The sequence below is a fragment of the Virgibacillus sp. Bac330 genome, from assembly GCF_003667845.1.
GTDB lineage: Bacteria > Bacillota > Bacilli > Bacillales > Amphibacillaceae > Virgibacillus > Virgibacillus chiguensis.
This window is the reverse complement of sequence record NZ_CP033048.1, coordinates 3,076,631-3,103,543: the sequence shown is the minus strand read 5'-3', so window position 1 is coordinate 3,103,543 and position 26,913 is coordinate 3,076,631. Positions and strand designations below refer to the sequence as shown.

Genomic DNA, 26,913 nt, shown 5'->3' with positions numbered 1-26,913 from the left:
AACAAAAGCTTCGCATGCATTTTCTACATATTCTAATCTAATTTAGAATAAATCATAGAGCGTGATTAAATGAGTTAGATTTTATGACGTAAGGACGTATACAACGTCTACTTAACGAGCTGGAAAGAAAAAGCGGTTCTACTTGTGCTCCTGCAAAAAAGCGCATCTTCTAGGCATAATAATATAAATGAAAGAAGGTACAAATATGGTAATAGAGCTAAAGGAGAAATTAATAAAATGGCGAAGGGACCTGCATCAACACCCTGAAACAGGGTTTTTAGAAATGAGAACCGCGTCCATCGTTGCTGGTGTTTTGTCTGAATTAGGATTTACCTTACAAATGGGAAAAGAAGTAATGTCAGAAGCACACTGTATGGGAAAACCTGACGCAAAAGAGACAGCTCTGCACTATACTTGGGCTTGTGATCATGGAGCGAATGACTCATTTGTAGCATTTTTTAAAGAAGGGTTCACAGGGATTGTTGCTACCATGAAAACAAATCGACCTGGGCCGACAATTGCTTACCGTTTTGATATGGATGCGCTTGATATTCATGAGTCGGAAGCTTCTGATCACGTTCCCGCTAAACTTGATTTCCGCTCACAAGTTGATGGTAAAATGCATGCATGTGGACATGATGCGCATACTGCAATTGGTCTAGGCTTAGCAACATATCTTGCTGCTGAAAAGGAAAAGCTCTCGGGAACGATTAAACTCATTTTTCAGCCAGCAGAAGAAGGAACGCGTGGTGCAAAATCAATGGTTGAAGCGAATGTCGTTCGTGATGTAGACTATTTTATTGCTTCGCATATTGGTACAGGAGTGCCATACGGGCATTTTCTAGCAGCTAATAACGGTTTTTTAGCTACGTCAAAATTGGATGTAACGTTTAAAGGAATTGCTGCACATGCTGGCGGAAATCCTGAACAAGGAAGAAACGCTTTGTTAGCTGCAGCGGCTGCGACCTTGAATATGCACGCCATTTCTCGTCATTCAGAAGGAACCTCAAGAATTAATGTAGGGGAACTCCATGCTGGAAGTGGCAGGAATATTATTGCGCATCACGCAACAATGAAAGTGGAAACTAGGGGAGAGCATGCTGGAATAAATCAATATATCAAAGAGCAAGTCGAATCGATTGTAGCTGGTGCTGCTACGATGTATCAAGTCGATTATGACATAGAAACAGTAGGTGAGGCGATTCATTGTAAGTGTTCTGAGGAATTAGCGCATATCCTTTATAGATGTGCTAATGCATCATCGGACATAGAGCATGTAGAGTTACAAAAAGATGCTGGAGCAGGGTCTGAGGATGCCACGTACTTTATGGAGGCTGTTCAGAAAAATGGTGGATTAGCGTCATATTGTATTTTTGGAACGGAATTAGCTGCAGGGCATCATAACGAGAAGTTTGATATTGATGAAGAAACATTGCTTCCCGCTGTTAAAATTTTATACCAATCTGTATATGAAATTTTAAAAAAAGAACACGGGGTGTAAACTCTTTTTCTAAGCTGTTTCCATCATGATAGAATAATAGATATTACATGAAAGTAAGGAAGGATCTTATGACACATCAAATTCTATCTAATGATTGGGAAGGATTGCTAAAAGAAGAATTCCAGAAAGCGTATTATTTGCAGTTGAGAGAGTTTTTAAAGCAAGAGTATACTTCATACACGATCTATCCAGATATGAATGCTATATTTAATGCTTTACACTATACGCCATTTGCCGACGTAAAAGTAGTTATTTTAGGTCAAGACCCTTATCATGGTCCAAACCAAGCGCATGGGCTAAGCTTTTCAGTGAAAAAGGGAGTTGCCCTGCCCCCTTCATTAAAAAATATCTTCACTGAAATGAAGCACGATTTGGGGCATGCTATTCCTGCTCATGGTTGTTTAGAATCATGGGCCAAACAAGGCGTATTATTATTAAATAATGTGCTCACTGTCCGCAAAGGTCAAGCACATTCGCATCGTGGTAAGGGATGGGAGCAATTCACTGATCGTGTTATTCAGTTGCTTAATCATAAGGAAGACCCTGTTGTGTATATTTTATGGGGAGGGGCTGCACAAAAAAAACAGTCTCTCATTGATACAGATAAACATTATATTATAAAATCTCCGCACCCAAGTCCCTTGTCTGCGTACCGAGGGTTTTTTGGCAGTAAACCTTTTTCGCAAACAAATCAACGATTAGAGCAGCTAGGTAAACAAACAATTGATTGGAAGATAGAATAAGAATGTTTGAAACAACTTAGCTACTGAGTCTGGCTATGAAATGCCATTGTTTTACTTATACGATAAACACTTAACTAATAAAATTATAACGCACACGGTTCCCACGTGTGGCTGATGAGCCTTGAGTGCTGTATGCATTTGGGGCTCTTCTAATAAACATCATTCTCCTATTATTCATCTAAAAATAACCATTGACATTAGTTAATAGGTAGATTAGTATATTAATAACATAAAACGTATATTTATACACCTTAGAAATGGGGCGAGTGCATGGAACACATGGGGATTGTTTCTTTAATTCCACCAATAATAGCAATTGTATTAGCCATTATCTTTCGTAATGTTATTGTATCTTTATTCATAGGGTTATTTGTAGGAATTGTTATTCTTGCTAACGGAAATCCAATTACTGCAACAACGAGCACAATAAGAGAGTATTTGTTTCCGCAATTAACAGATAGCTATAATGCAGCCGTCATCGTCTTATTATGTTTTATAGGAGGCTTTGTTGCCTTAGTTGAACGTTCAGGAGGAGGAGCTGCTTTAGCGAAAAGAACAGCTAAATGGATTAATACGAACACAAAGACGCAGTTATCCGCCTGGCTTGGAGGGATTATTATCTTTTTTTCCGATATGGGCACGCCTTTAATTATCGGTCCCGTATTTGAAAAATTGTTTGATATAGTGAAGGTGTCTAGAGAAAAATTAGCTTGGATTCTCGATTCAACATCATCACCTGTTGCTATCCTTATTCCTTTTATTGGTTGGGGAATTTATGTGATGGGGATTATGAAAGAAGAGTTTGCGCGGTTAAATATGACCGTGTCTGAATTTACAACGTTTGTAGAAGCAATTCCCTTTCAGTTTTATGCCATTCTATCCGTGTTCATCGTGCCAATTGTAGCTATAACGAAAATGGATTTTGGAGCAATGGCTAAAGCAGAAAAACGTATAGAGCAGACGGGGAAAATTTACTGGCAACAATCTAATCCGCTACGTAAAACGGATGTAGATGCTGAAACAGTCCAGGAAAGTCATCCGATGTTAATTTGGCTCCCACTTGCTGTTTTATTTATTACTTTATTCAGTTTATTGGTGTCGTATGGTTTTCCAGCAAAAGCTGTACCGGGAAGTGATTTCCGAGTTGCATTAAGCACAGCTTACTTATTTGCTGCCGTGCTATTAATGGCGTTAATGTTACTATATAAAGTGAAGAAAATGAATGAGATATTTACTATATATCTACAAGGAATGCAACGAATGATGCAAGTCATTCTGATTTTGGTCTTAGCGTGGGCGTTAGGATCTTTGTTAGGTGAAATGGGAACGGCAGCCTATATCGTTGAACAACTAGAAGGGAATGTACCTGCCTATATTGTACCAGCCATTATTTTCTTAGCTGCAGCAAGCATGTCTTTTGCAACCGGTAGCTCATGGGGAACTTTTGCCATCATGCTTCCGTTAGCTATTCCAATGGCATCTGGTCTTGAAGCTCCGATGCTTGTCAGCATTGGTGCGGTATTATCAGGGGGGCTATTTGGTGATCATTGTTCGCCAATATCTGATTCAACCATTTTAGCTTCAACGGGGGCAGGTTGTGACCATATTGATCATGTGAAAACACAATTGCCATATGCGCTAACCAATGGATTCATTGCACTCGTATCGTTTATCGTAGCTGGTTTTACGGGGAGTAATTTGACAATTGTAGGAAGTATTGTATTCATGGTTGTACTGTTTATCGTTTTATCGAAACGAAAAAATAAACCACAAGGAGTGGAAATTTAGCATGAAGCTTTGGGGCGGACGGTTCACAAAAGAAGAAGACACGTTAATGAAAGTGTTCAATTCATCGTTAGAGGAAGACTTAGCTCTTGTAGAAGAGGATCTAGATGGGAGCATTGCGCATGCAGAGATGCTCGTGTATTGTCATATTATTTCGCAGGAAGAAGGGGAGAAAATAGTTCAAGGGCTTCACAAGATAAAACAAGATATAGCAACTGGTAATCTAGTCGTGGAAGGAGACCATGAAGATATTCATAGCTTTGTAGAAGCAACATTGACAGAAATGATTGGCGAAGCAGGAAAGAAGCTTCATACATCACGAAGCAGAAATGATCAAGTGGCGACGGATTTAAAATTATATACGAAGAAACGAGCGAAAGAAACAATAAATAAACTACAGTTATTAATTCATAGCTTGGAAAAAACAGCAGTAGCAAATCAACATGTTATTATGCCAGGCTATACGCATTTACAACGCGCTCAAGTCGTTACCTTTGGGTATCATTTGCGGGCTTATATCGAAATGTTTAGGAGAGATACCAAGCGTTTGGAGCAAACTGTCGCTAATTTAAATGAGAGTCCGCTTGGATCTGGGGCATTAGCAGGAACGACACACGACATTGATCGCGAAATTACTGCGGAAAAACTAGGCTTTTCTAAACCGACAGCTAATTTTATGGATGGTGTTAGTGACCGTGATTTTATTATTGAATTATTATCTGATCTTTCCATTATTATGATGCATGTAAGTCGATTAAGTGAAGAACTAATTTTATGGAGCAGTCAAGAGTTTTCTTTTATTAAAATCGATGATGCCTATGCAACTGGAAGCAGCATTATGCCGCAGAAAAAGAATCCTGATGCAGCTGAATTAATTAGAGGTAAAACGGGAAAAGTATATGGGGCGCTAGTTAGTGTATTAACAACGATGAAAGGTTTACCACTTGCTTATAATAAAGATATGCAAGAAGTAAAATCCCCTATGTTTCAGGCGGTAGATGAAGTATTGCTTTCTATAAAAATGATGGATAAGATGGTTGCCACCGTGCAAGTGAATGGGGAGCAAATGAAGCAAGCCATTAAAGCGGGCTTTTTAAACGCGACAGAGGTAGCGGATTATCTTGTCCAAAAAGGTGTGCCTTTCCGTGATGCGCATGGTGTAGTAGGTGCGATTGTTTTATATGGAGAAAAAGTAGGGAAGAGTATTGAACAATTAACGTTGGAAGAACTACAGCAATTTAGTGATTCGATAGAACAAGATATATTTGCTTATGTAGATTATACGAATCTATTAAAAAGAGGAAATAAAAAAGAAATGCTTGACTAAAGAGAAGATAAGGAATCTAAAAGGTTAGCTATCTCGTTTTGTGCTGCTAAAAAAGTGCGGCACAAAACGAGTAATTTATCTATACCAAGAGAACTAAAGTAAATGATGTCGCTTAAAGCTATGCATTATCCCATCATCTTCTGCTTTGGTTGTTATTTCTCGGGCACCTTTCTTCAAGTCATCGATAGCATTTTCCATAGCAACACCGTAATGGACAGCTTCAAACATTTTGATATCATTATTGCCGTCTCCATAGGCCATGCTTTGTTCTCTGGGAATTTGTAAAACGTTTAAAACGTATTTCACTGCTTTGTATTTGTCAACACCTTTAACAGCAATTTCACCACTTTCGGGACCAAATTGTGCAACGGTGGTTCGATACATCGTAAATGCAACTCCGTCAAAACCGATTTCTAAAATGCTAGAAATAATTTCAGGCTTTGATCGTCCTGTACACAAATACATAAGATGCCCATTTTGTCGGGCAGTACGAATAGCTTGTTTAGCTGACGAAGGTACTCTACCATCAGGTGTGGTTAATGTTCCATCGATATCAATGAAAACAATTTTTTTACTCAATAAATCCATCCTCATGCATGGCAAAGCGTTCATAATGTTTATATAACGAATGAAAGCTCCCATAATATGTTTTGTACCATGGTTTCTTTTTACCACAGAAATGAATAATCGATGTATTGTTGATAACAAAATCCATATCTATTTTATTTTTGCTCGTAATTTTATAGTAATAATAAAACCGTGCATCAAAATTATAACGAACTTCATCGATATCTTTAATTTGCTTTGCATATAAGCCGTTTAAAATGTCTTGGTCTGGGAGAATTAATTTTTTCTTGTTTACTTCTACAAATTCATAAATAGCTTGTTCATAAATATGCTTTCGCTGTTCTGTTAAGTTAAGTAGTAAGACGCCAGAGTTATAGTAAGCTTCTACATCATATGGTCGTAACCTAAGTTTATTAATATTTGTAATGGGGGTGCGATCGTGATATGCAGCAGCGTACAAATAATTAGCCATGTCCATCTGGTACAGATCATGGACGGAATTAATAATTAAAATATCTGGATCGAGATAAAGCACTCTATCCAGTGAATTTGGTAGAAATTTATACGCCAATAAACGATAATACATTTCTTTTGAAAAATGTTTAATAACAGGAGCGTCAGCAAAATGATGGTTTTCTAAGGTAATAACCTGTAGTTCATGCCCGTGACTTTCTATATAATCAGATAGCGTATTCGTTTCGTCATTTGTTAAAGAAGAATGCATGAGATAAATGCAAAAGGAATCCTCAGGATGATGTGAAAATAAGGAATGGAGCATTACTTTTAATGGGTGCATGTAGTTGGCGTCAATGGTAACTAATATATTCATAAACAGATCTCCCTTAAGCCTATCTTTCTCTGTTAAATATGCAATTTTAACGTCTTTATAATTGTATTATAGGAAGGTATACAGTTTTTTTGTGTTTCCGTAATGATATGATCTAGAATTGCAGCTAATCGTATATGTAAAAAGAAAATGGCAGGGGCTAACCTTTTCATCTTGTGGCTTGGTTCTAAATGTCGTCTGCGCAAAATTGTGAAAGGCTGCTACCGTTTATTGCCCATTAATTTTAATACGACGTTTTTTGCTTTCTTTCGTCTTTGGAATGTGAAGGTATAGCATGCCGTTTTTATGATCGGCGTTGATTTTATCCGTATTCACGTTATCTGGAAGTGTGAAAGAACGTTGAAATGATCCATAACTATGCTCCACAACTCGCATTTCTGTATCATTGTCTTCTGTTTCTATTTGTTGCTTTTTCTCCCCTTTAATCGTAACGATGTTGTCTTCAATCTCAACCTCTATTTCGGATGGATCTATGCCAGGGATTTCAGCTTCTACAATATATTTATCTTTCTTTTCACGAATATTGCAAGCGAGTGATCCACCTTGTTGTCTATTCCATAAACTGTTGTTGGAGAAAAATGGATCATCAAAGAAACGTTCAAACATTCCATCAAGTTCACTTTTGAATTTGCGTAATGGTTGGTCATCTCTGTTCCATCGCTTTATTGGTTTCATTTCAATTCCTCCCTTTACTCTCTTATAAAATATTGTTTTTAGAAAGGAAATAAATAATGCTTCCAAAGAAAACGAGTTAAAGTTATAAAATAGCGCAGACTTGCATTGGAAAGGCTAGCCCTATAAATCCCCTCCACTACTTATATATCCGTTCATTTAAAAATAAAACCTGTTCTTATATATTCGGAAAATTTAATATAATTATTATGTATTAGAAATTGTCCCCTGATTCTTCTGCTATTAATTTTTCTAAAAGGTTAATGACGAGTAACCGTTTATTTACCCCTAATTTTTTATAAATGATGCTGACGTAATCGCGAACTGTTTTCTCTTTCAAATGTAGTGATTGGGCAATTTCTTTATTTTTTTTACGTTGATAGATAAGGAAGGCGATGTCGAGTTCCCTCCATGTTAAATCAATTTCTTTTTCTAAAAGCTTGGCGTGTAGACGTTGTTTTTCATCTCCTTTTTGAAATTGTTGTAAAATGGTTACTGCAATGTCTTCCGTAATAACGTAGTGATTATGGTAAATATTTTTTATCATAGATACGAAGTTGGTATGATCAGAGTGGCTTAAGAAATAGCCTTCTACCCCGGCTTTTATACTGTTTGTAATAAAGGTGGGCTCAATAAATGACAAAATGTAAATAATTTTAATTTGCTTCGATATACTTTTTATTTCTTTCGTTAATTCTATCACTGTATGATGCGATTGATGGATATGGAAGACAACAATGTCTGGTTGTTTTTCTTGGACAGCATGAATAACTTCTTCTTTTTGAAAATATGTTCCTACCCACTTCATCTCCCTTTCTCTTTCAATAATTAAACGTAATCCTTCACTAGATATTCCTTCTCGATCTACGAGTAATACTTTTATCATCGCTTATCTCTCCGTTTTTTATTACCTTTTCCTTATTTGCGCAAGCTATTCTATCGTGCTGTATGAAATGGTTATATGGGACACGTTGATTTTCCCTAGTCATTTTTACATTGAAGTGGAGAATCTGAATGCAATTCATATGTCAACATAAAGTTTAAGCTTTACGTTTTTAAGCTGTGAGTACTTTACGTGCTTAATTAATTGTAATTTCCTATATAGATATAAGTAGCTATTGTTATAAGGATGTAGATAGGTTTGTATGTTTTAAGATAAAGGAAGGATCTAGACAATTTCTAAACAAATTAACGTGTAAGGAGGACTTATAGATTAGATAGTGACGAAAATAGGGGGAGAGATGATTGACTTGGTGAGAAAAACTATAATTACAGCAAACATGGAAGCGATTTTTACTTAAAAAATGAGAAACAGCAAAAAACCCCTTTGCATCATGCAAAGGGGGTTAATGAAAGAAAATCACACTGTTTTTGCTACTAAATTGAAGCAACGTTTATAAATCCATTGGTAGTCTTTTTCTGTTAGGTCACGTGGGTTACCTATTGTTTGTGGATCTTTCATCGCTTCTTTTGCTAACCGCTCAATCATATCGGAAGAAACGCCCTGTTCTTCCAATGACGGGATATCCAAGTCTTTTACAAGCTGATAAATTTCGTTTACAGCTGCTTTGGCAGCCTCCTCTGTCGTCATATGAAATGTGTTAATACCTAATGCTTGGGCTATTCTTGCAAATTTATGAGGATGACCTTTCCAATTGTATTCCATTACTGGACCGAGCATAGCGGCAACACATTGACCATGGGCAACTGGAAGGATACCACCTAATGTCTGGGACATGGCATGAGCGGCTCCAGCTGATTCACTACCGTAAGATAAACCAGCAAGCATAGCAGCTTGAGCCATACCATAGCGTGCCTCAAGGTCACCTCCGTCAGCATAAGCGCGACGTATGTATTTTCCAACGTATTCCATTGCCAATAATGCAACCGCATCTGTAATAGGCTGGGCAAAATGCATGGTAAAGCATTCTATCGCATGGGCTAAAGCATCCACACCAGTCATTGCCGTAACGTGTGGAGGCATGGATACATGCAGTTTTGGGTCAATGATTGTTAAATGAGCAGCAATTAATGGACCACCCGTATTAAATTTAAATGCACGTTTTTCATCTGTAATAACGGCCCATTGTGTTACTTCAGAACCAGTCCCTGCTGTAGTCGGAATAGTTGTTAAAGGCGGAATGCGATTTTCTAAGGGCTTTTTTCCTTCCGCAGCTTCATATTCTAAGACACTACCTTGATGTGTTGCTTCCACACCAATGCCTTTTGCCGTGTCCATAGAACTCCCTCCACCAACAGCAACAAGTCCATCACAACCTTTTTCTTTATATAACTTAGAGCCTTCTGCAATCAAACGAACGGGTGGGTTTGGCTCAACTTTATTAAAGACAACAACTTCTATCCCCGCTTTTTGTAAGTGTGTTTCTACAGGCTGTGTTACACCAGCTTCATAGATACCTGGGTCAGTTACTAAAAGGGCTTTTGATACACCGAGCTGTTTTACTTCATTTCCAATCGATTGAATGGAATCAATGCCATGCTTTATCGTCGTTGGTATTTCAAATGTATGTAATTTATACATATGCTCGAACTTCATATTTAAGCTCATAGATAGATCCTCCTATTATCTTTCTTTGTATTTTTGATTGATTTAACTTGATAAAAGCTTGGGTGACAATATGATTGCGACATTTTAAAACCAGTTCAACGCATCAGGCTGTAAATTATGATAGACATGCTTCACTTCTTGATACTCTTCTAGTCCTTGTTTGCCAAGTTCTCTGCCAATGCCAGATTGTTTGAAACCACCCCACGGGGCATGTGGAAAATAAACATTGTAGTCATTGATCCAAACTGTACCCATGCGCATTCTAGAAACACAACGTTCTGCTTTGGCGATATCTTTTGTCCAAACACCACCAGATAGCCCATAAATAGAATCATTTGCTAATTGCATGGCTTCTTGTTCCGTGGTAAATGTTTCTACTGTAATGACAGGGCCGAAACCTTCATTTTGAACAACACGCATATTTGATGTGCAGTTGGTAAGCACAGTAGGTAAGTAAAAGAATCCATCTTGTAAATTTGGATTGTCAGGTTGTTGTCCTCCTACTGCTACGGTAGCTCCTTCTTTTTTTCCGTCTTCAACGTACTGAATGACTTTATTCAAATGCGTTTTAGAAATAATCGGTCCCATTTGCGTAGAGGCGTCAAAGCCATTCCCCAACGTAATGTTTTTCACTCGTTCAACTAAAGCTTGAACAAATGCATCATGTATCTTTTCTTCAATAATCAGTCGTGTACCAGCTGAACAAATTTGCCCAGCATGAAAGAAGACGGCATGTAGAGCTTGGTCAACCGCTATATCGAAATCAGCATCGGCAAAAATAATATTCGGGTTTTTTCCGCCTAGCTCAAGTGCTAGTTTTTTTACGTTAGAGCTGGCTGATTGCATAATTTTTTTCCCGGTGTTTAAGCCTCCGGTAAATGAAATCAAGTCAATATCGTGATTAGCAGAAAGTTCTGCCCCAACCGTATCTCCTGTTCCTAATACGAGGTTGACCACACCTTTTGGTAGCTTAGCTTCATCCATTAATGTAAAAAGTTTTACGGTTGTTAATGGTGTAATTTCGCTTGGTTTCATGATTAATGTATTTCCAGCAGCTAATGCTGGCGCTAACTTCCAAGATGCTTGTAATAATGGATAATTCCATGGAGTGATTTGACCACACACACCTACAGGTTCATAGACTACTTTGCTAATGGTGTTTGGGACGGGGGAGTCAATCAATTCGCCACCATGTTTATCAGCTAATTCTGCATAAAAACGGAATACTCCAGCAATATCTTCCATATCTCCACGGCTTTCTTCGACGGTCTTACCTGTATCAAGCGTTTCTAGTTTAGCTAACTCTTCTTTATCCCGTTCGATGAGCGCTGTAATGGTATGTAATTTTTTAGCGCGTTCTGTTGCAGATGTTCTTGACCATTCACCTTCATCAAATGCTTCTCTTGCAGCAGCAATCGCAGATATTGTATCTGTTTCATCACTTTCTGTCGCTTGAGCAATGACCTCTTGGTTAAACGGGTTTATAATCTCTCGCGTGTTGCCTGTATGAGAAGGTACCCATTTTCCGTTAATAAAGTTTTGCTTCAAATTCAACATACTCCCTCCTACATGAATTAATTTTGTTAAATACTTATTTAACGTTCTTAACAATTTAAACTTAACATGATACAATTAGAATTGTCAAAATAAAATTAAAATAATAAGAACAATGATGCATTTGACATATTTGATTATTTCGTTAACATTAAGTTTGTAAAAAACATTTTAAACATACTTAATAGGTTTACGGATAAAGGAGGGGAGACTTGATGGCGAATTCACATGATGAAATGGCGAAAGAAAAGCTTGAAGAAGCAAAAGGCTACGTTATTGAAACCATCGCAGAAACAATGGACGTATACGGTGTAACTCCGGCTGCGGGTAAGCTTTATGCAACGATGTATTTTAAAGAGCAAATGAATCTTGATGAAATGCGAGAAGAATTGGGAATGAGCAAACCTAGTATGAGTACGAGTGTTAGGAAATTACAAGAAAACGAGATGGTAAAGAAAAAGTTTCAAAAAGGCTCACGTAAACATACGTATGCAGCTGAAAAAGATTTTTTCCATTCTTTTATGTCCTATTATTGTCAACTATGGGATCGTGAAGCAAAGATGAATATGGAAGCGATTAAGCAGGCCGAATTTACTTTAGATCAAATTTTTGAAGATGAGAATGTGGCGAGTGAATTGATGGAGGAAGCGCGAGAAATTTATGATCAGCTTGAGCAATCTAAAATATATTATCGTTGGCTTGAGCGTTTAGTTGCTAGTATACGGTCAGAAGAGATATACGAGTTCTTGCCAAAAAAGCCATAATGACCGGATGGCAGATTGGGGAGGTGATTTCGTGAGTTTGTCTCACTTGCTGTTTTTTCGGACTAGGATAGAAGTATCATATAAGCAAACGATTGGATGATAGCGAATTTCGCTTGTTGGTAAGAAGCTGTTTATAACATATTTACTTAAATAGATGGGAGAGAGTAAATCATTTTATGAACTTTATAAAGAGCAAGTTAGTCATTTTTAGTTTTATGATGTTATGTACTGTTTTATTGGTAGCATGTGGGGAAGAAGAATCTAACTCGAAAAATGAAACGAGCCAGGCTACAGGAGAAAAGGGCACAATTGAAATGGCGCAGATTAGCTGGGCAGAAAATATTGCTGTTTCAAATATGTGGAAAGTTATTTTAGAAGAACAAGGCTATAAAGTAAATTTAAATTTACTAGACATGGGAACGATTATGAAGGCACTTGCTGAAAACGAACTGGATGTTAATTTAGAAGTATGGCTCCCAGTGCAAGATCAAGCCTACTTACAAGAATATAAAGATGATGTATTCTTTTCTGAAGAGCCGTGGTATGATAACGCGAAAGTTGGATTAGTTGTGCCTGAATACTTAGAAGAAATTAATAGTGTGGAAGATTTACATGCGCATAAAGAGATGTTCGAGGGGGAAATAACTGGTTTTGATGCTGGTGCAGGAACAATGGAAGTGACGGAGAAACTAATAAAAGAATATGATTTGGATTATGAATTAGTTCCTAGCTCAGAACCAGCTATGATTACCGAAATCGCACAAGCTATAAAAAATGAGGAGCCAATCGTTGCTCCACTTTGGAATCCACATCGCGTATTCTCCCAATATGATTTGAAGTATCTTAAAGATCCGAAGAAGGTATATGGGGAAGTAGAAAAAATACATCATGCAACAAGGAAAGACTTTAAAGAAGATTTTCCAAGTGTAGATGATTGGTTCAAAAATTGGAAAATGGACGATGCATCCATTGGAGAACTAATGACGTATGTGAATGAAGCGGAAGAGCCGATTGATGGAGCGAAAAAATGGGTTGCAGATAACCAGGAATTAGTTAATACGTGGGTGGAATCGGAGTAAAACTATTTCGAATATAAAGTTTGGAATTCCGCTACTTCAAGAAAATTGGAAGAGGAAAGCTTGGACTATCTTAAATACGTGCTATTAGCATCGTCGTTGTTTCTAAAACTATAAAAACAATGAAGTAGAAAATGAGAAAAAACCTTACTAATTGAAGATTAACTTTACCTTTGATCCAGTAGAAGTAAAAAAACTTCTACCGGATCAAAGGACAGTGTATAAACTATCCAAGAATATGCCCCCATTCCGTTGCAGTTGAACAACGGAGAATGCATTTCCTAAATTGGTTTATAAAAGTCCTTCCTGTTCAAAGAGAAAATCATAAGGGATGTCAATGAAAATAAAACGATCTGAAGTAATAGGGTAAGAGTATGTCCGAATACGTTCATCTCGTTCAATATCTGTATATAAATCAGATAATATTCCTTTCTTTTCCATACTCATGCGGGCAATATTTTCAAAGAAATAAGGTCGCCAACTCCAATTTTTTTGTCTTCCTTCTGGTTGTAGACACCATATACCATCTGCGCCTTTTTCCGCATTTGCAGATAGCTGAAATCCAGCCTCATTACAAATATAAACGCGGAAACTGTAATCATTACAATCGCTCGCAACAGCAAGAATCGTTTCATCATAAGGGGCATGAGGATCAATTGTCTTTAATGTTTTAGCTATTTGCGTATTTATTTTTTCCGTTAATGCTAGTTGTGCTTTCATTTTCTTTCGTTCGTAATTGATGAAATGATGAAAGTCTTTTTTGACCTTTTCTTTACAACTGTCAATTGGAATAAAACTTGACTGTGTTTTTTCTAGATACTCTCCTTGATAATAGCGACTACCGTTTCTCCATGCGTAGTTTAGCTGGTGAAAAGAAGTAATCCCTTTAAATAATAGCGCAGCACCAATTTTGCGCGAAAGCATAGAAAGTAAGTGATGGACATCCTGATACAATTGAGGCAAATCGTCTTCTCGTAAAAATGAGACATCGACTTTGAGAATGTTAGGCTTAATTAAAGCTAATTTATCTAAGTTCCCGTTTTTTTCTCCTACATCATCAATAGCGATTTGAATGCCAAATGTTTGAATGTATGCAAATAAGTGCTTAAGGGAAGCAATATGATCACTAACAAAGGCTTCCGAAAATTGTAGCACAAGTTTACTTAAATCTAAACCTTGCTCTTCATAGGCTTGTAAAATAGATAGCATACTGTCCCCGTTATCTTTTAGTAACAGTTTTGCATCGTAATGAATAAATAGCAGTTGTGTGTGATCTGTTGTCATATATTTATCTAACACTTTTTGTAATACTGTATGCGTAAGCTCTAGCCTAAAGTCACTCGGAATGCTTTTGTCTTTGAAAAACCAAAGGAGATTATGTAATTCCTTTTCCTCGTCTTGAAAATAGGGAATCGTTTCATACCCAATAATGAATTGATTCTCTGCACTTATAATCGGATCGAAGTATGGAACGATCTGATCAAGCTTCATCATGATATCTAGTGGGTCCATACTAACCAACTCCATTTTTTTCTTTAGTACAGTATAGCATGGAAGTGCATTATTTTCCCTTCAAAAAATCAATTAGAAATATTCTTAATCTTAGAAGAAAAAAGAATGATAATTTATCTTTCTATGTATGAGATAAGTAGAAGATGAGAAAATGAGGAGAAAAACGGAAGCTTAGCGCCAAAATTCTATGGCGACAAGCCAAGTTTTTCTAATAAGATCAAATTTCTCTGGTTGCGGGTTTACTTTATTTCGCTGCTAAAAAATCTATAGCTTTTTAACTGTCTAGGAAATTATAAAATTTTGCAGCTGTGGATAAACTTACTAAATTATTTAGCTACGCCGGCTCCAGCGCCCAGCAACTAGGCGACTTCACTCCATTGCCTTACGCTAAGTCATCATCGGTTCGTTCTAAATAGGAAGGCCGACTAAAGACGGGCTTGCCGCCCTACGCCGGCATACTCCTGTTGCAGGAGCATGATTCCTAAAACTTTCGTTGATTCGTTCCACTCGCTACGTTGCTAGCAGCGCGCCCCGAGCCTTTGTTCCTGGATAGAAAGCAAAAGAATAGATTAGGTTTGGTGAGCTCTTAAAAACGATTTAATAGCTGGTGGCTCATATTGACGAAACTTTTCAATTAACGCTATTGCATTGGTATCAGATAATACAACATCGAGGTGCTTTTGCTCCATAAATTGTTGTTCCTGCATATGCTGGAAAAAATGAAGTAGTTGGTTGTAATAGCTGTTTATGTTTAAGAGTCCACATGGTTTTTGATGCAAACCTAATTGTGCCCACGTAAATACTTCGAAATATTCCTCAAGGGTGCCTGGGCCTCCTGGTAAAGCAATAAAACCGTCCGCTAGATTTGCCATTGTCATTTTTCTTTCATGCATGGAGTCGACGATGATTAGTTCCGTCAGATTTTTATGATAGACTTCCTTGTTTTTAAGAAATTCTGGTATAACCCCAATTGCTTTGCCTCCTTCATTTAGCACGGCATCAGCGACAGCCCCCATGAGACCAACACTTGCACCACCGTAGATGAGCGTAATATGTTGATTAGCTAGTTCTTTCCCGAGCTTTGTAGCTGCTTCTAAGTATGTCGGTGAGATGCCTGGTCTGGAACCACAAAACACAGCGAGTTTATCCATTTTCTTATCCCTCCTTAATAGTATAAGTATATAGAAACCTGAGCGCTTTGTTAACCGCTTTTTCAGTATGTAAATAAAAATTAAAATCGTTGGTTGCCTGTTGTGCGTGCATAATATGGATAACTTCTAGGAAAACGCATAAGAATAAAATGTCTGAATTTTAAGATATATAAGGAAAATGTCCATTTACACAAATAGTAGCCGATATAAATAAAGAAAAGAATATTTTAGTGGAAAGGGATGACCAAATGAAAAGATTCCTACGCTTTAACTATGTTAAAAATAAATTAATTATTGGTTACGTTGCTATTATAGTTGCACTTATAATAACAGCTGTTTATCATTTTTATACAGCGAAGCAAGTTAATGAGGAAGTAAAATCAGTTATAAGTACGGAAGTAGCGGCTGTTCAAAAAGTTGAACGTCTTCATGCAAATCTATTAGAGCAACAGGCATTAGCTATGGCGTTTCTATTAAATAAAGAAGATCCGCTCCGTAAAGACTATGAACAAATGCAAACGGAAGGAAAGAATTTAATAGAAGAAGTACAGACGATGGCATCAGCTAAACAATGGCACGAACTAAGCAATAAACAAAAAGAATGGCAGCAAGAAGTCAAAAAGCGATTTAATAAAATAGGTGATGGAGAACCGACAAGTAACTTAGCAAACGTTCAAACTTTAGGTTCTGAAGTTAGTTCCATCATAAAAGAAATGGTAGATAACCAAACGAAAAAGCTGGAAAATAAAAAAGCGCAAGCTGTTTCTAATGCAAAAGATTCACAAACTTGGTTTATCATACTTACTGCTAGTTTCATTTTATTCGTAGTTGCTATTAGCGTACTAACTGTCCGATCCATTACAATACCGATCAATCAATTGTGGGCGAGAATAAAAGGTATTGCGGAGGGGAAGGTGCAACCAGAGCCACTGCCTATAAATGCAGGCGGTGAGTTTGGGCAAATGATGGAAGCGACTCATACAATAAGTGAAAACATTAACAATTTTTTGGGAAAAGTTAATCATGTATCAAATACCGTAAGTAATTATGGACAATCTTTTACTCGCTCGGCTCAAGAAGTGATGGAGGGAGCAGAACAGATAGCTACAACCATGCAAGAATTAGCCGTTGGTTCAGAGACACAAGCAAATCGAGCAAGTGATTTAGCGATGAATATGGAAACATTTAGTACGAAAGTGAGTGATACAAACGACCAAGGAAAGTTAATCGATCAAGCTTCTCAAGAAATTTTGACGATGACCGAGGAAGGAGAGCAGATGATGAAATCTTCCTCAGAGCAAATGGAACAAATTGATAAAATAGTGAAAGAAGCAGTAGATAAAGTGAGGCAATTAGATGAACAATCGCAAGAAATTAACCATTTAGTCCAAACCATTCAAGATATTGCTGAACAAACGAATTTACTTGCATTAAATGCTGCGATTGAAGCTGCTAGAGCAGGAGAGCATGGAAAAGGCTTTGCGGTTGTAGCAGATGAGGTAAGAAAACTCGCTGAACAAGTAAGCGATTCTGTAACAAATATAACTGGAATTGTTACCCATATTAAGCATAACTCCAATTTAGTTACGAATACGCTAGAAAATAGTTATGAGGAAGTGGAAACGGGTACCAAACAAATTCACGCAACACAACAAACATTTGATGGCATAACCATGTTTGTCAATGAAATGGTTCAAATTATAAAAACAATATCTTCGCATTTAGAAGAAATGAAAGATAATAGCAGTAAAATGAATGCAGCTATTCATGAGATAGCTTCTGTTACAGAGGAGTCATCAGCTGGAATTGAACAAACTGCAGCTTCGGCCCAACAGTCAAGTGCAGCAATGGGAGAAGTTGTTGATCAGTCCAAAGATTTGGACAATCTCCGGCATGAATTACATGAAATGGTTCACATTTTCAATAAAGGTAACATACATGAAGAGTAGTGGTTTAATGGAATAGGAAAATTATGTACTTCCTAACTTGTACTATAGGAAAGCATAAAGTTTAAAGGATTATCGTAAAAAAACAAAGACTTTCAATATAAGACTTGGCGACAAGCCAAGTTTATCTAATCATTTTACTGAGAAAGAAATGAAGCGTTCGTAGAGATCTGCGTACTTTACATACCTTTTTCTCATTCGACAAAGATAATACCTTAAAAAAACTTACTGCTCATTGTTAGCAGTAAGTTTTTTGCATGGTTTATAGATAAGATAAGTTCTTCGAATATATCGTTATCGTTGCTTACTTTTCGGATCAAAGGCATCTCGCAATCCGTCACCGATAAAATTAATTGCTAGAACGGTTACTAAAATAGCTAATCCTGGAGGTATCCATGCTTCTGGGTTATTTCGCAATATGCGAATGTTTTGTGCTTCAGAAATCATATTCCCCCAAGTTGGTGTTGGCTGAGGGATGCCAAAACCGATAAAGCTAAGCCCTGATTCTACAATAATGTATGTTGCCATCATGAGCGTAGCATTTACAATAATCGGACCAATCGCATTGGGAATAAAATGTTTACGGATAATTCGCATATCACTTGCACCGATGGCTTTGGCGCCTAGTACAAACTCCTGCTCTCGGAGTGATAAATATGTAGCTCGGATAATACGAGTTAAATTAGGCCATGATGTTAAAGCGATAATGGTAACAAATATTCCGATTGTTATCTTATCAATAACTGCGATAATCGTTAGCACAAGTACAAGAAATGGTAGCATAAGCATAATATCTGCTCCACGCATAATGATACTATCTACCTTGCCGCCATAGTAACCAGCGACGGATCCAAGCACAACGCCAATGACTAACGTAAAAAACATGGCACTAAAACCGACAATTAAAGAGATTCTTCCGCCGTATAATAAGCGGGCGAAATTGTCTTGCCCTTGCCCGTTCGTTCCTAAAATATGTTCATCGGTAGGTCTTTTTTCAATATTTGTTACGTCTGTTTTAATTGGGTCTTGACTCGTAAGTAATGGGGCAGCAATACAGATAATAACAATAGCTAAAAGTACAAAAATGCTAATAACAGCTAACTTATTCTTTTTAAAACGGTTAAATGCTAACTGAAATGGTGTCTTATGTTGATGTTGTTGATCAATAGGCTCATTTTCCGGTCCTGTTGGTAATGTGCTTTCCGTATTTGTTTGCATTATTATTCACCTCAATCGTAACGTATTCTTGGATCAATAATGCTGTAAAGAATATCAGCTATTAAATTACCAATTAAAATGAGAATACCTAGTATGAGAGCAATCGCCATTACAACTGGAAAATCGCGGTTCATAACAGAGCTTAAAAATAAAGTGCCTAATCCAGGGTATTGAAAAACTTGTTCCGTGATTACAGCACCACTTAATAACACGCCAATTTCAAATCCCATTAAGGTGATAATAGGAATTAGTGCGTTTCGTAGCGTATGTTTATAGAGGACATTACTTTCCGACATACCTTTTGCCTTTGCTGTACGTATATAATCGCTTCCTAATACGTCTAGCACTTCGGAACGCATATATCGCATATAAGTTGCAGTGCCTGCTAATCCAAGTGTAATACCAGGGAGAACCATGTGATGAATACGATTCATAAATGCTTCAAATCCAGTAAGTCCAGGAGTGGATAATGTCCCTTGCGAAGGGAACCAACCTAAGTTAATCGATAGGACGTAAATTGCTATTAATCCAAAAAAGAAATTAGGAATAGCTAATCCTAAAAAACCAAAACCAGTAGCCCCATAGTCCAGTAATGAGTATGGCTTTCTTGCAGAATAAATGCCAATAGGAATAGCAACAATTACCGTAATAGCTAAAGAGAAAAGACCTAAATACAATGTGTTAGCAAATCGAGCTTCAATTAATTCAGCAACAGAACGACCATTAAAGAAGAGGGAATTTCCAAAGTCGCCTTGTGCTGCATCACTTATCCAGTTCCAGTACTGTACATAGATAGGATCATTTAAACCTAGTGCTTGACGACGCTCTTCAAAAACTTCCGGGTCAACATTTGGATCATTAAGCATTTTACTTGACAAAGCGTCTCCAGGAGCTAACTGTGAAATACCAAATACAATCACTGTAAGGGCAAACAGCATCGGGATGAATATTAATATTCTACGGATAATATATTTGTACATGGTGCTCACCTCTTTGCATGTTAATAAAATGAAACTGTTATTTCAATATAGAAAAGTACAAGGATTAGAAGAAAAACGATAGCTTTTGCATATAGAATGGTATGAAGCTATGTTTTCTATAGTAGAGTTTGTTGCTTTATCTCTTCTAAAAGTTAAGTAATATAAATGTTTTTTGCATTGGTCATTTAGGTTACGCAAATTTAATTCGTAAATTATCTATCAGCGCCCTCATTTGATGATAAAGCACGGAGCTTGTTTAAAAAATAAAGAGGCTGAACCAAACTTTTAAACCTTGTATAGTAATGACAGAGACGATCCCTCATTTGTGCTACGGAAAAATAGGCTGTTTTCCGTGGGCGTCAAGGAGCCTCCGAAGTGATGCATTTCGAAGGCTCATCTACGCCTTACATCATTTGTTACATATCGGAAAGTAGGAAGTTTTAAGGTTTGTAATATAAGAAAACCGACAGCTTTCGTCATTGAGATTGGACGGTAAGCCAAGTATTTCTAACAAATTGTTCTAGCCTCTTTATAATTTCTTAGGTCGTTACTAATTACTCGGCTAACCACCAGTTTTCTGGTTCATTAATAAAGGAATATGGCATTGGATTTACACCATTTAACCGTTCGTTAAAGGCATAAATTTTATTTTGAGCATAGAGTAAAATAGCTGGCAAATCTTCTGAGAATACTGCTTGCCATTCACTATACTTTTTAGCACGGTAATCTTGTTCAAATGCTTCAGGTGCTTGCATCGCTTCTTCCAATAATGTTTCTGACTGTTCATTGTTCCAACGCTGATAATTATAAGCAGCGTCTGCTCCCCAAAGCCCTGAAGGATCTGGATCAGCACTGGCTAAACTCCAGCCTAGAAGGAATAGATCCCAATCGGAATTATCATTAGTTAGTTCTTCGACGTATGCGGTCATTTCCTTTGGTTGACGTAGGTCAATGTTTATTCCTACATCTTCTAAGAACTGTTCTATAATTGGCGCAGAGTCTTCACGGAGCTTATTTCCAGTTGGATAGTTTAAGTTGACCACCCATTCTTCTCCATCTGGCGTTTCTCTGAAGCCGTCATCGTTTGTATCTTCATAGCCAGCTTCATCTAATAGTGATTTTGCTTTTTCAGGATCAAATTCAAAATTTGTTGTTGCTTCTTCATCGTAAGCCCAAAATTGTTGTGCTATTGGAGCATTAATTACAGAACCATGGCCATAAAGTAAGTTATCAACAAGCGCGTTGCGATCAATAGCATGTGCCATTGCTTGGCGAACCTTTAGTTCACCCATATCTTCATTTGGTACCCAGTTGTCCGGCTCAATGGCACCGGCTTCTACATCGGCATCCGTACGGTGATTAACTTTAAAGCCCATTAATTGATACCCAAAGTCGGGTTGTTCCATAATTTCAATATGTTCTAGTGCGTCAACTGTTTCGAAGTCAGGTGCTGGTACGCCAGAAGGATCAGCAATGAAGTCAATTTCCTCACTTTCTAGCAGACCTAGCATGACAGACTGGTCAACCACACGCCATACAATCTGATCTAAATATGGCTCGGATTTCCAGTAATCTGCATTCTTTTCCAGAACGTATTGCTCACGTTCTAGCATTTCTGTAAATTTAAACGGCCCAGTACCGATTACCTCACCTGCGTTTAAAGTTGCAGCGTGTTCAGGTATTTCAGCTATTGGGACATCTGCAAAAATATGCTCAGGAATAATGAAAAAAGAGACGTCTTTTAAAATCGTTACATTAGGCTCGGCGAATTTAAAAGTTACGGTGTAATCATCTTCAGCTACTACCCCTTCAAACTCATCCGTTTCTCCACTGTTGAACGCTTCATACCCAAGCAATCTTACAACGTATTCTGTACGAACTCCGCCAGCTTCTATATAGCCAGGACTAGCTATCGCTTTGTACGTATAAACGACATCATCGGCAGTGAATTCTTCTCCATCATGCCATTTTACGCCTTCCTCCAATTGTAAGGTAATTTCCGTTTGGTCTTCATTAATTTCCCACTCTTTAGCTAATTCGGCTTCAAATTCTAATTCTTTTGTTTGCCCAACTAACGATTCGTGCGTAAAGTCAAGAATATTTGCCTCATAGGATTCCTCGTAAAAGATCGGATTAAAGACTCCTGCTGGGGCTGTATCCATTGCTCCAGTCAAGGTGCCGCCTTTTTGAGGCTCGCCACTTGCTTCATCATCATCTTTTGCTTGGCTTTCATTTCCTTCCTTTTCGGAGGTGTCATCCCCATTACAAGCTACTAATACAAATCCAAAGAATAACATAAGTACGAAAAGTAATACCCATTTTTTGTTAAACACGCTTTCATTCCCCCTTATTATTTGCACAGATTTACACGCATTGATCTTTCCTTTTTTGCACTACAGGAAGATAAAAAAACATCAACTTTCGCCATAAAGACGTGGCGAAAAGCCAAGATTTTCTTTTTCTGTGATTGTTACCACCCCCTTCAAGTGTATGTTTAGAATCGGAATAAAGGACGGATTATTCTGAATAATAACAACGTATGTAACATGTTATTTTAGAATGAGAGATAACGAGTAGTTATACCATGAGAATGTTTTCGAGAAGTCTGCGTGTTTTTATCTCTGGTGCCAGTGTCCTTTTATTCATTGATAACTTTACAGAAGTATAAACCATCTCCTTAACTTAGAAACTCCGTTCTCATGATTAATGATGTGCCAAGAGGAGCATCTCTTTATTCGTACAAATGGCATGCAACAAAATGCCCCTTCTCCATCTCGCTTAATGCTGGTATTTCGCTTATGCAACGGTCGTGTGCCATAGGGCAACGTGTACGGAAAACACAACCAGATGGTGGATTCGCTGGACTTGGTAAATCACCACTAAGTTTAATTTTCTCTCTCTTTTCTCTTACATTTGTCGATGGCACAGATGATAGTAAAGCTTTTGTATATGGGTGAAGTGGGTTTTGGTAGAGTTGTTCTTTAGGTGCAAGTTCTGCAATACGTCCTAAATACATGACAGCTACACGATCACTAATATGTTTAACAACGCTGAGGTCATGCGCTATAAATAAGTAGGTAAGATGATATTCTTCCTGTAAGTCCGCCATTAAATTTAGCACTTGAGCTTGAATGGAAACATCGAGTGCTGACACTGGTTCATCACAGATAATGAATTTTGGGTTAAGTGCAAGCGCCCGTGCAATACTAATTCGTTGCCGCTGTCCTCCAGAAAATTCATGCGGATATTTTGCACGATCATTCGCTCGTAGACCGACTTTCTCTAGCAATTCAACACTCATTTGCTTACGTTCTGGTTTAGAAACGGAAGTTTGCACGAGTAAAGGCTCTTCAATTAGCTCTCCGACACTCATTTTAGAATTAAGTGAAGCAAATGGATCCTGAAAAACAATTTGCATATGTTTTCGATATGCACGTAATTTTCGATTGTTTAAATGGGAAATGTCTTTGCCCTCAAATATGACTTCACCTTCTGTAGGCTCTAAAAGACGAAGTAACACACGCCCAAGTGTTGATTTACCAGAACCAGATTCTCCAACAAGACCAAGTGTTTCTCCTTTTTTTATGGATAAAGAAACATCGTCTACAGCTTTTACATGACCTATTGTATGTTTGAAAATACCACCTTTGATGGGGAAGTATTTTTTTATATGACTTGCTTGCATAATGGTTTCGTTATTTTGTTCTTGTTCAGATTTTTTGTTCTGCAGTTGTTTTTGCTCGATTGTCATGAGAATGGCCTCCTCCTAATTCATAAAGATAACAGCGTGCTTTATGTGTTGGTGCTATGGATAATAGTTCAGGATTTGATTCTCTGCATTGATCCATTACATGCGGGCAGCGGTCGGCAAAACGACAACCTTTAGGAAATAGATAGGCTGGAGGGACAGAACCTTTAATGGCACCGAGCCGTTTTACTTCTTTTTCTAAACTTGGTAAACTTTCTAATAGCCCAATGGTATAAGGGTGTTTCGTTTCTTCAAAAATAGCTTCGACAGTTGTTTCCTCAACGATTTGACCACCGTACATTACCAGTACGCGATCTGCGTATTCGGCTACTACGCCAAGATCATGCGTGACTAAAAGGATGGACATATTTAAACGTTCTTTCATTTCCATGAGCAGGTCTAAAATCTGCGCTTGAATGGTTACATCTAAGGCTGTAGAAGGTTCATCAGCTATGAGGAGTTTTGGATCACAAGATATGGCCATAGCGATCATTGCCCGTTGTCTCATGCCACCCGATAATTGATGTGGATACTCGTTCATAACTTCTTTTGCTCGTGGAAATCCAACTAAGTTCAGTAATTCAATAGCTCTTTCCCGTGCAGCATGCTTGGAGAGGTTTTTATGTTTTCGAATCGTTTCAACAATTTGGCTACCAATAGTATAGACTGGATTTAGTGCTGTCATCGGTTCTTGAAAAATCATTGCAATATCATTGCCACGTATTTTAGTCATCTGTTTACTGGATTTTGTTAATAAATTATCTCCTTCTAGGCAAATGGTTCCATCTACAATTTTTCCAGGCTTATTTATCAATTGCATAATCGAGAGGGAAGTGATACTTTTTCCACTTCCTGATTCGCCAACAATAGCCAACGTTTCACCTTGATGTATTGTGAAATCTACACCATCTACTGCGCGAGCGACAAAATTATTTTCTAAGTAAAAATACGTTTTTAAATTGTTTACTTCCAATACTGGATTTTCCTTCATTCGCTTCACCTCTATGTAAAATCAATCTAAACCAGTAACATCTTAATTTGATTATACACTGATTGTTAGAAAATTTTCAATAATATTTTAAAATTAATATTCTCTATAAACAAAAAAATCAAATTATTTTTCGTTTAACTAGTCTAAGATTTCATATGGTTGTTTATAGTATAAAGCATCTTATGGTTGTAATATTTGCTTTTTCAATTATATAAATGAAGTACAATGGAGGTGTGTATCTTAGCATTTTTAAACCCTCATTTCTTCCTGAAGACTTGGCGACAAGCCAAATTTTTTTCTGGTAAATGAGGGTTCGTTATTTTTTAGTATAAACTTTAAGTAAAATCCATTGAATGAAAGCCCCTATGCTAAGTCCGATAGGCAAGAATAGCATTGGTAGCCACATGGGACCAATTAAATATCCAAACACACGAAGTTTGGATGAAAAAATTAGCCCAATCGTGACAAAGTATGCAGAAAAAACGAGTGGCAGGTAAGCAAAAGGTCTTTCCCCTCCGCCAGCATCTTTGTAGGCGTCCCAGATGGCAAAAAAGTATAAACATGGATAAAACATCAGCCATAAATAATTAGTCGCTTCGATTGCTTCTTCAATTTTAAATTGAAAACTATAAATGATGATTTTATTAAAATTACCCATAACATTAATGATAAATTCCAAGCCAATTAGTAATAGCCCCTTTACATACTTTTGATTTAATAATTGGCCAAATCCCGGCAAGGCAATACTCCATAGTATAGCTGCTAGTTTTTTATTTTTTTTGCTTAGGTTTGTATCCATATAGACAACCTATTCCACTAAATCATTTCGATTAGCGGCCATGGGAGGTTGTTCCAGCCATCCATGACGGATAAGGATTTTCATACCTTCGTTGGCGTATTTTCCTACTTCTGCCATTAAACGTGCATATTGCACACTTAAATCATGTCTGGGGCTTCTAGACATAGAGACACTATATTGTCCAATACTGGAAGCAATGAGGTTCGCAACGAAGGTCACCATGAGTCGATCGGAAAATGGAGCAGTTGTAGAATCCGTTACCTCTGAAGTTCTTAAAAGCGCCCCATCGGATAAGAAATCTTCATGAAGAATAGATGTAAACACTTCTAAATGTTTACCAGAAATATCTCTTCCTTTTTGGAAGAATTTCTTCACTTCATTGGATTGAGCTACTTGACTAAACCCTGTAATTATAGCATGGCCTAAAGCATTACGCTTAGAATGAAAGACTAAGTTAGTTACTTCTATACCTAATAAAGGTCTGCGCTCACCGAGCCACCCAGTCATGTAGTTTTTATTTTCAACAAATGTGATGGTTTTTGGATGGGGTAATCTGGGAGAACGAATGTAAATGGCTTTTTCTTTTTCCAGTTCTTTTGCTTGTTTATTTAAAGAAATAGCAGCTTTTAAATTTTTAGCGTAGTAATCGTTGACATCTTTATGATCTGCGACGGAAAGAGCTAAACTGTATGTGTCTAACATAAAAAATGTCATATTAAAAATATATTCTAAATAAAGGGTGTCTGAAAATAGACGAGGAGCATTTAAATGGATATCTTCGTCTGTAAATCCTTTAGGTATATGAAAATTTGCTTTTTTAAATAGCTCTTCCATATGATGAATATTTCTTTCGATTAATTGTAAGGTTTCTTGTAATATGCTTTGAATGTCAGGATCCTCTACATGTTGAAGAAAATGTTTCATGCCGTATTTTATGATTGTATCACTTTCGTAAGTGTCCCATAACGTCGAAATATCTGAAGCCGTAAAATAGTTCGTGTATAAATTATTCATTGAGATAACTCCCTTCGTGTTGAATTTGTACTATGTTGTTTACCTGTGAATTCAGGATAACCATAAAAACAGTTACTGAATAGTTCACTTTATCTATGTGAAGATTAGTTTTGTCAAATCCTAGAATTATATACGGATGAATAAAAGGA

The 26,913-nt window shown here is 37.3% G+C and carries 22 protein-coding genes; 7 read left to right on the top strand and 15 right to left on the bottom strand.

All coding sequences use genetic code 11. The features are described from left to right. Nucleotides 1-205: 205 nt before the first annotated feature. The 4 genes from D9780_RS14300 (at nucleotide 206) to argH (ending at nucleotide 5,356) form a co-directional block, all read left to right on the top strand. Nucleotides 206-1,501, top strand: coding sequence for an amidohydrolase (locus D9780_RS14300; protein ID WP_121640549.1), 1,296 nt, complete (start codon nucleotides 206-208; stop codon nucleotides 1,499-1,501). Nucleotides 1,502-1,569: 68 nt separating this feature from the next. Further along, nucleotides 1,570-2,244, top strand: a complete 675-nt coding sequence (locus D9780_RS14295; protein ID WP_116278728.1) for a uracil-DNA glycosylase — start codon at nucleotides 1,570-1,572, stop codon at nucleotides 2,242-2,244. Nucleotides 2,245-2,514: 270 nt separating this feature from the next. Further along, complete coding sequence (locus D9780_RS14290) at nucleotides 2,515-4,032, top strand: Na+/H+ antiporter NhaC family protein (RefSeq protein WP_121640548.1); 1,518 nt, start codon at nucleotides 2,515-2,517, stop codon at nucleotides 4,030-4,032. Nucleotide 4,033: 1 nt separating this feature from the next. Then, entirely contained in the window at nucleotides 4,034-5,356 is a 1,323-nt protein-coding gene (gene argH / locus D9780_RS14285; RefSeq protein ID WP_121640547.1) for an argininosuccinate lyase, read from the top strand. 93 nt (nucleotides 5,357-5,449) lie between these two features. Here argH and D9780_RS14280 read toward each other — a convergent pair whose 3' ends face one another. From D9780_RS14280 to betB, 6 genes are all read right to left on the bottom strand, one after another. Next, nucleotides 5,450-5,935 carry an HAD family hydrolase gene (locus D9780_RS14280; RefSeq protein WP_205601085.1) on the bottom strand — a complete coding sequence of 162 codons (486 nt, stop codon included), beginning with the start codon at nucleotides 5,933-5,935 and terminating at the stop codon, nucleotides 5,450-5,452. Then, the gene (locus D9780_RS14275; protein ID WP_121640545.1) at nucleotides 5,928-6,752 is read right to left on the bottom strand and encodes a glycosyltransferase family 8 protein; all 825 of its coding nucleotides are present in this window, start codon (nucleotides 6,750-6,752) and stop codon (nucleotides 5,928-5,930) included. Before D9780_RS14275 ends, D9780_RS14280 begins: the two co-directional genes overlap by 8 nt. Nucleotides 6,753-6,977: 225 nt before the next feature. Then, a complete protein-coding gene (locus tag D9780_RS14270) occupies nucleotides 6,978-7,445 on the bottom strand; it encodes an Hsp20/alpha crystallin family protein (RefSeq protein ID WP_121640544.1) in 468 nt (155 codons plus the stop codon). A 211-nt stretch (nucleotides 7,446-7,656) separates the two neighbouring features. Continuing rightward, nucleotides 7,657-8,328 carry a LuxR C-terminal-related transcriptional regulator gene (locus D9780_RS14265; RefSeq protein WP_121640543.1) on the bottom strand — a complete coding sequence of 224 codons (672 nt, stop codon included), beginning with the start codon at nucleotides 8,326-8,328 and terminating at the stop codon, nucleotides 7,657-7,659. A 474-nt stretch (nucleotides 8,329-8,802) separates the two neighbouring features. Continuing rightward, nucleotides 8,803-10,011, bottom strand: a complete 1,209-nt coding sequence (locus D9780_RS14260) for a choline dehydrogenase (RefSeq protein WP_121640542.1) — start codon at nucleotides 10,009-10,011, stop codon at nucleotides 8,803-8,805. Nucleotides 10,012-10,095: 84 nt separating this feature from the next. Then, entirely contained in the window at nucleotides 10,096-11,568 is a 1,473-nt protein-coding gene (betB, locus tag D9780_RS14255) for a betaine-aldehyde dehydrogenase (RefSeq protein WP_371413663.1), read from the bottom strand. A 212-nt stretch (nucleotides 11,569-11,780) separates the two neighbouring features. Between betB and D9780_RS14250 the strand changes: the two genes are divergently transcribed. Further along, nucleotides 11,781-12,329: a choline uptake/conversion transcriptional regulator CudC gene (locus D9780_RS14250; RefSeq protein WP_073012326.1), complete on the top strand. Its 549-nt coding sequence runs from the start codon at nucleotides 11,781-11,783 to the stop codon at nucleotides 12,327-12,329. Nucleotides 12,330-12,505: 176 nt separating this feature from the next. Then, nucleotides 12,506-13,408, top strand: coding sequence for a glycine betaine ABC transporter substrate-binding protein (locus D9780_RS14245; RefSeq protein ID WP_121640540.1), 903 nt, complete (start codon nucleotides 12,506-12,508; stop codon nucleotides 13,406-13,408). A 288-nt stretch (nucleotides 13,409-13,696) separates the two neighbouring features. On the opposite strand, the gene D9780_RS14240 is transcribed toward D9780_RS14245, so the two are convergent. Both D9780_RS14240 and D9780_RS14235 read right to left on the bottom strand, forming a co-directional pair. Further along, the gene (locus D9780_RS14240; RefSeq protein WP_121640539.1) at nucleotides 13,697-14,917 is read right to left on the bottom strand and encodes an EAL domain-containing protein; all 1,221 of its coding nucleotides are present in this window, start codon (nucleotides 14,915-14,917) and stop codon (nucleotides 13,697-13,699) included. A gap of 569 nt (nucleotides 14,918-15,486) precedes the next feature. Next, a complete protein-coding gene (locus tag D9780_RS14235) occupies nucleotides 15,487-16,068 on the bottom strand; it encodes an LOG family protein (protein WP_121640538.1) in 582 nt (193 codons plus the stop codon). Nucleotides 16,069-16,316: 248 nt separating this feature from the next. Here D9780_RS14235 and D9780_RS14230 point away from each other — a divergent pair, with 248 nt between their 5' ends. Continuing rightward, nucleotides 16,317-18,017, top strand: coding sequence for a methyl-accepting chemotaxis protein (locus D9780_RS14230; RefSeq protein ID WP_121640537.1), 1,701 nt, complete (start codon nucleotides 16,317-16,319; stop codon nucleotides 18,015-18,017). 291 nt (nucleotides 18,018-18,308) lie between these two features. On the opposite strand, the gene opp4C is transcribed toward D9780_RS14230, so the two are convergent. The 7 genes from opp4C to D9780_RS14195 all read right to left on the bottom strand — a co-directional run bounded on the left by opp4C (nucleotide 18,309) and on the right by D9780_RS14195 (nucleotide 26,764). Further along, nucleotides 18,309-19,232 carry an oligopeptide ABC transporter permease gene (gene opp4C / locus D9780_RS14225; protein ID WP_073011743.1) on the bottom strand — a complete coding sequence of 308 codons (924 nt, stop codon included), beginning with the start codon at nucleotides 19,230-19,232 and terminating at the stop codon, nucleotides 18,309-18,311. A gap of 11 nt (nucleotides 19,233-19,243) precedes the next feature. Continuing rightward, on the bottom strand, nucleotides 19,244-20,212 hold the full coding sequence (locus D9780_RS14220) for an ABC transporter permease (protein ID WP_073011746.1): 969 nt from the start codon (nucleotides 20,210-20,212) through the stop codon (nucleotides 19,244-19,246). A gap of 554 nt (nucleotides 20,213-20,766) precedes the next feature. Beyond that, the gene (locus D9780_RS14215; protein WP_371413661.1) at nucleotides 20,767-22,545 is read right to left on the bottom strand and encodes a peptide-binding protein; all 1,779 of its coding nucleotides are present in this window, start codon (nucleotides 22,543-22,545) and stop codon (nucleotides 20,767-20,769) included. Nucleotides 22,546-22,943: 398 nt separating this feature from the next. Further along, nucleotides 22,944-23,963, bottom strand: coding sequence for an ABC transporter ATP-binding protein (locus D9780_RS14210; RefSeq protein ID WP_073011748.1), 1,020 nt, complete (start codon nucleotides 23,961-23,963; stop codon nucleotides 22,944-22,946). Further along, complete coding sequence (locus D9780_RS14205) at nucleotides 23,923-24,951, bottom strand: ABC transporter ATP-binding protein (protein WP_121640536.1); 1,029 nt, start codon at nucleotides 24,949-24,951, stop codon at nucleotides 23,923-23,925. The genes D9780_RS14210 and D9780_RS14205 overlap by 41 nt, the downstream gene beginning before the upstream one ends. 316 nt (nucleotides 24,952-25,267) lie before the next feature. Beyond that, a complete protein-coding gene (locus D9780_RS14200) occupies nucleotides 25,268-25,750 on the bottom strand; it encodes a hypothetical protein (protein WP_121640535.1) in 483 nt (160 codons plus the stop codon). Nucleotides 25,751-25,759: 9 nt separating this feature from the next. Beyond that, nucleotides 25,760-26,764, bottom strand: coding sequence for a DUF3231 family protein (locus D9780_RS14195; RefSeq protein ID WP_121640534.1), 1,005 nt, complete (start codon nucleotides 26,762-26,764; stop codon nucleotides 25,760-25,762). Nucleotides 26,765-26,913 lie beyond the last annotated feature (149 nt).

What these genes read in the sequence shown, in the direction of transcription:
- D9780_RS14195 (WP_121640534.1), bottom strand. Translation starts at nt 26,764, where the DNA reads ATGAATAATTTATACACGAACTATTTTACGGCTTCAGATATTTCGACG.
- D9780_RS14260 (WP_121640542.1), bottom strand. Translation starts at nt 10,011, where the DNA reads ATGAGCTTAAATATGAAGTTCGAGCATATGTATAAATTACATACATTT.
- argH (WP_121640547.1), top strand. Translation starts at nt 4,034, where the DNA reads ATGAAGCTTTGGGGCGGACGGTTCACAAAAGAAGAAGACACGTTAATG.
- D9780_RS14245 (WP_121640540.1), top strand. Translation starts at nt 12,506, where the DNA reads ATGAACTTTATAAAGAGCAAGTTAGTCATTTTTAGTTTTATGATGTTA.
- D9780_RS14265 (WP_121640543.1), bottom strand. Translation starts at nt 8,328, where the DNA reads ATGATAAAAGTATTACTCGTAGATCGAGAAGGAATATCTAGTGAAGGA.
- D9780_RS14210 (WP_073011748.1), bottom strand. Translation starts at nt 23,963, where the DNA reads ATGACAATCGAGCAAAAACAACTGCAGAACAAAAAATCTGAACAAGAA.
- D9780_RS14230 (WP_121640537.1), top strand. Translation starts at nt 16,317, where the DNA reads ATGAAAAGATTCCTACGCTTTAACTATGTTAAAAATAAATTAATTATT.
- D9780_RS14295 (WP_116278728.1), top strand. Translation starts at nt 1,570, where the DNA reads ATGACACATCAAATTCTATCTAATGATTGGGAAGGATTGCTAAAAGAA.
- D9780_RS14240 (WP_121640539.1), bottom strand. Translation starts at nt 14,917, where the DNA reads ATGGACCCACTAGATATCATGATGAAGCTTGATCAGATCGTTCCATAC.
- D9780_RS14275 (WP_121640545.1), bottom strand. Translation starts at nt 6,752, where the DNA reads ATGAATATATTAGTTACCATTGACGCCAACTACATGCACCCATTAAAA.
- D9780_RS14235 (WP_121640538.1), bottom strand. Translation starts at nt 16,068, where the DNA reads ATGGATAAACTCGCTGTGTTTTGTGGTTCCAGACCAGGCATCTCACCG.
- D9780_RS14290 (WP_121640548.1), top strand. Translation starts at nt 2,515, where the DNA reads ATGGAACACATGGGGATTGTTTCTTTAATTCCACCAATAATAGCAATT.
- opp4C (WP_073011743.1), bottom strand. Translation starts at nt 19,232, where the DNA reads ATGCAAACAAATACGGAAAGCACATTACCAACAGGACCGGAAAATGAG.
- betB (WP_371413663.1), bottom strand. Translation starts at nt 11,568, where the DNA reads ATGTTGAATTTGAAGCAAAACTTTATTAACGGAAAATGGGTACCTTCT.
- D9780_RS14300 (WP_121640549.1), top strand. Translation starts at nt 206, where the DNA reads ATGGTAATAGAGCTAAAGGAGAAATTAATAAAATGGCGAAGGGACCTG.
- D9780_RS14200 (WP_121640535.1), bottom strand. Translation starts at nt 25,750, where the DNA reads ATGGATACAAACCTAAGCAAAAAAAATAAAAAACTAGCAGCTATACTA.
- D9780_RS14270 (WP_121640544.1), bottom strand. Translation starts at nt 7,445, where the DNA reads ATGAAACCAATAAAGCGATGGAACAGAGATGACCAACCATTACGCAAA.
- D9780_RS14205 (WP_121640536.1), bottom strand. Translation starts at nt 24,951, where the DNA reads ATGAAGGAAAATCCAGTATTGGAAGTAAACAATTTAAAAACGTATTTT.
- D9780_RS14250 (WP_073012326.1), top strand. Translation starts at nt 11,781, where the DNA reads ATGGCGAATTCACATGATGAAATGGCGAAAGAAAAGCTTGAAGAAGCA.
- D9780_RS14220 (WP_073011746.1), bottom strand. Translation starts at nt 20,212, where the DNA reads ATGTACAAATATATTATCCGTAGAATATTAATATTCATCCCGATGCTG.